The organism is Flavonifractor sp., assembly GCF_019422385.1.
Taxonomy (GTDB): domain Bacteria; phylum Bacillota; class Clostridia; order Oscillospirales; family Oscillospiraceae; genus Flavonifractor; species Flavonifractor avistercoris.
This window is the reverse complement of the sequence record NZ_JAHZDL010000141.1, coordinates 1-3523: the sequence shown is the minus strand read 5'-3', so window position 1 is coordinate 3523 and position 3523 is coordinate 1. Positions and strand designations below refer to the sequence as shown.

The 3523-nt window shown below is 60.2% G+C and carries 3 protein-coding genes; 2 read left to right on the top strand and 1 reads right to left on the bottom strand.

Going from position 1 to position 3523, the window contains the following annotated elements; translation table 11 throughout:
• Both QZ378_RS12455 and QZ378_RS12450 read left to right on the top strand, forming a co-directional pair.
• Positions 1-1758 (top strand): glycoside hydrolase family 2 TIM barrel-domain containing protein (locus tag QZ378_RS12455; protein WP_291258496.1); only part of this gene is annotated, 1758 nt, incomplete at its 5' end.
• Positions 1759-1770: 12 nt separating this feature from the next.
• On the top strand, positions 1771-2580 hold the full coding sequence (locus tag QZ378_RS12450; RefSeq protein WP_291258495.1) for a YhfC family glutamic-type intramembrane protease: 810 nt from the start codon (positions 1771-1773) through the stop codon (positions 2578-2580).
• A 146-nt stretch (positions 2581-2726) separates the two neighbouring features.
• Here the strand turns inward: QZ378_RS12450 and tnpA are convergent, their stop codons facing one another.
• A complete protein-coding gene (gene tnpA, locus QZ378_RS12445) occupies positions 2727-3161 on the bottom strand; it encodes an IS200/IS605 family transposase (protein ID WP_263041305.1) in 435 nt (144 codons plus the stop codon).
• Positions 3162-3523 lie beyond the last annotated feature (362 nt).

Below are 3523 nucleotides of genomic sequence, written 5' to 3'. Positions count from 1 at the left end.
AAGGCCATTCTGGACCGGGTGCAGCGCAGCGTCATCCGGGACAAGAACAACGCCGCGGTGGTCATCTGGTCCCTGGGCAACGAGAGCGGCTGGGGCGAGAACTTTGAGAACGCCGGCCGCTGGGTGAAGGGGTACGACCCCTCCCGCCTGCTGCACTATGAAGGCTTTTTGGCCTACCACAAGGACCGCACGCCGGATTTCTCCATGCTGGACCTGTACAGCCGGATGTACGCCTCCACCCAGGCCGTGGACAGCTACTTCAACGGCGGGGAGCTGGATGAGAACCTTCACGGCCGGCGGATGCCCTTCATCCAGTGCGAGTACATCCACGCCATGGGCAACGGCCCCGGGGACGCGGAGGACTACCAGCAGCGCATCATGCAGTACCCCGGCTTCTGCGGCGGCTTTGTGTGGGAGTGGTGCGACCACGCCGTCTACGGCGGAACCACCCCGGGCAACCGGCCCATCTACCGCTACGGCGGGGACTTTGGGGAGTTCCCCCACGACGGCAACTTCTGCATGGACGGCCTGGTCTACCCCGACCGCACCCCTCACACCGGCCTGCTGGAATACAAGAACGTCATCCGGCCCATCCGGGCCCAGCGGCTGGAGGGCAGCACCTTCCGCCTGCACAACTATCTGGACTTTACCAACGCCCAGGACTGCGTCGCCCTCTCCTACGAGGTGATGCAGGACGGGGAGGTGCTCTTCGGGGGCAACCTGGAGATGCCCTCCATCGCCCCCCATCAGGAGGCGGACATCACCCTGCCGGAACTGCCGGAGGGCGGCATTGCCACCGTGACCTTCTTCTACACCGCCAAAAAGGCCAGCCCCTTCTATCCCGCGGGCCACGCCCTGGGCTTTGACGAGCTCATCCTCTCCGAGGAACCCTTCTTCCTGGACGCCCCTGTGGAGGAAGGCGCCCTTCAGGTGGAGGCGGGCCCCCGGCAGGTGGTCTTTACCGGGGAGAACTTCCGCTATGTGTTCGACAACCAGACGGGCCTGTTCTCCCAGATGGTCTACAAGAACCGGGAGCTGCTTTCCCGGCCTATGGAGTGGAACACCTACCGGGCCCCCACAGACAACGACCGCTCTGTGGACTTTTCATGGAAGCAGGCGGGCTATCACCGGCCCACCGTGCGGGTCTATTCCGTGGAGCAGGAAGGCGGCGCCCTTACCTGCCATCTGGGGATCTCCGCCCTTTATATTGGCCGGTTCCTGGATGTGAAAGCCGTGTGGACGGTTTCCCCCGACGGCCGGGTGGACGTGTCCCTCCACGGGGAGCGGGACACCCGCTTCCCCTGGATGCCCCGGTTTGGCGTGCGCCTGTTCCTGCCCCGGGAGTTCGGGGAGGCGGAATACTTCGCCTACGGCCCCTATGAGAGCTATGTGGACAAGCACCGGGCCTCCCGGCTGGGCGTCTACGCCCAAAGCGTGGAATCCATGCACGAGAATTACCTCAAGCCCCAGGAAAATTCCTCTCACTGCGGCTGCCGGTATGTGACCCTCTCCGACGGCGCCTTTGCCCTTTCCGCGGCGGCGGAACAGCCCTTCTCCTTCAATGTCTCTCCCTACACCCAGGAGGAGCTGGCCGGCAAGGCCCACAGCTATGAGCTGGAGCCCTGCGGCTGCACCGTGCTGTGCGTGGATTACAAAATGAGCGGCGTGGGCTCCAACTCCTGCGGGCCCTCCCTGCTGCCCCAGTACCGCCTGGAGGAAGGCCAGTTTGATTTTGCCTTCTCCCTGCTGATGGAATGAGGAGGCCCCTCCATGGACATATCCGTACAGGTGGTGTGGAGCTTTGCCCTGGCGCTGTTCCTCACGCTGGTGCTGCCCATCCTCCTGCTGCTGTTCCTGTGCCTGTTCAAAAAAATCTCCCCCTTGCCCATGGCCCTGGGGCTGCTCTCTTTCTTCATCTCCCAAATCCTTCTGCGCATCCCCCTGCTCCAATTCTGCGCAGGGCAGGGGTGGTATCAGGCGCTGGCCCAGTCCTCTCCCCTGGTGCTGGGCTTGGGGCTGGCCTTCACCGCCGGCCTGTTTGAGGAGTCTGCCCGGCTGGGAGGCGCAGCGCTGCTGGGGCCCCGTAAGCCGGCCTTTCCCGGCGGGCCGCCCCGCCCCGGCCACCGCACCTGGAAAGGCGCCCTCTCCTTCGGGCTGGGCCACGCCTTCTGCGAACTGATTTTGCTGGCGGGCATGACCCCTGTGAACAACCTGCTGTTCTGCGTCCTGCTGGGTATGGGTGAGGAGACCCTTTCCGGCCTGCTCCCAGCCGGCCAGCTGGACACCCTGACCGCCCAGTTCGCCGCAGTGACGCCCCTGGGGATCGCCGCCGGCCTGCTGGAACGGCTCTCCGCCGTTCTGTTCCACCTGTTCGCCACCTCCCTGGTGTTTCTGGCTGTGGCCAGGCGGAAATGGCTGCTGTTCCCAGCGGCTATCCTGTGCCACACCCTGTTTAACTGCGTTGCCCTGCTGGGCCTGGGCCTTTGGCCCACGGAGCTCCTCCTCTTCGCCCTGGCGCTGGTGTGCGCCGCGCTCTTCTGGCGGAGCAGGCGGTGGTTCCCCCAGAGCAGGGCCGCATAGACCCACAATAAAAATCCCCCGGCGAAGCCGGGGGTATTTCATAGACGGGCAAAGCCCTTTGTTACTAGCGGCACGCGCACAGCGCGTTGGTACGGTCTGCCAGCCGCGATCCTGTTACTTGCCGCCCGTAAACGGGCCTTCCTTGCTTAGATGTTTCCCATCGTCATCTGCTCCGCCATCTGGTCTTCATCCAGCTGGTGCTTGATGTACTCCGCGATCCGTTTCGTGTTCTTCCCTGCCGTGTCTACATAGTACCCTCGGCACCAAAACTCCCGGTTCCGGTATTTGTACTTCAGCTCCGGAAACCTTTCGTACAGCATTAGGCTGCTCTTCCCTTTCAGGAATCCCACGAAACTTGAAACGGAGTATTTCGGCGGTATCTCCAAGAGCATATGCACATGGTCCGGGCACACTTCTGCCTCTACTATTTTTATCTTTTTCCACTCGCACAGCTCTCTCAGGATCTTTCCCACTTCCCGTCGTTTCTCTTTGTAAAATACCTTTCTCCGGTATTTTGGCGCAAACACGATATGATATTTGCAATTCCATCTTGTATGCGATAAACTATTGATGTCATTCATCTCGAATGGCCTCCCTTTGCTTCTTTGTGCAGTTGCCAGACCGCACTCCTATTCTAGCAAAGGGAGTTTTTCTTTGTACATCCTTCGGCAGAAGCCTTTTCTGGAACCACTCGCCTAGCGAGTGGTTTTCTAAATACAAAAAGGCCCGCTGGGAAACCAGCAGGCCAAAAAAGCGCGTATGAAATCAGGCCGGATAGAACCACTGCCTCTGCCGGCCTACTTTTTTATGTACATTTTTGGGGGAAGGCATTGCGTTTCCGAAATGAACGTGTTAAAATAAGCTCAAATTTATATAGTTAGTTGTTCTTTTTTCTTCAACTACGAGACAATCTATTAAATTTATCTAATAGACTAAACTAAGC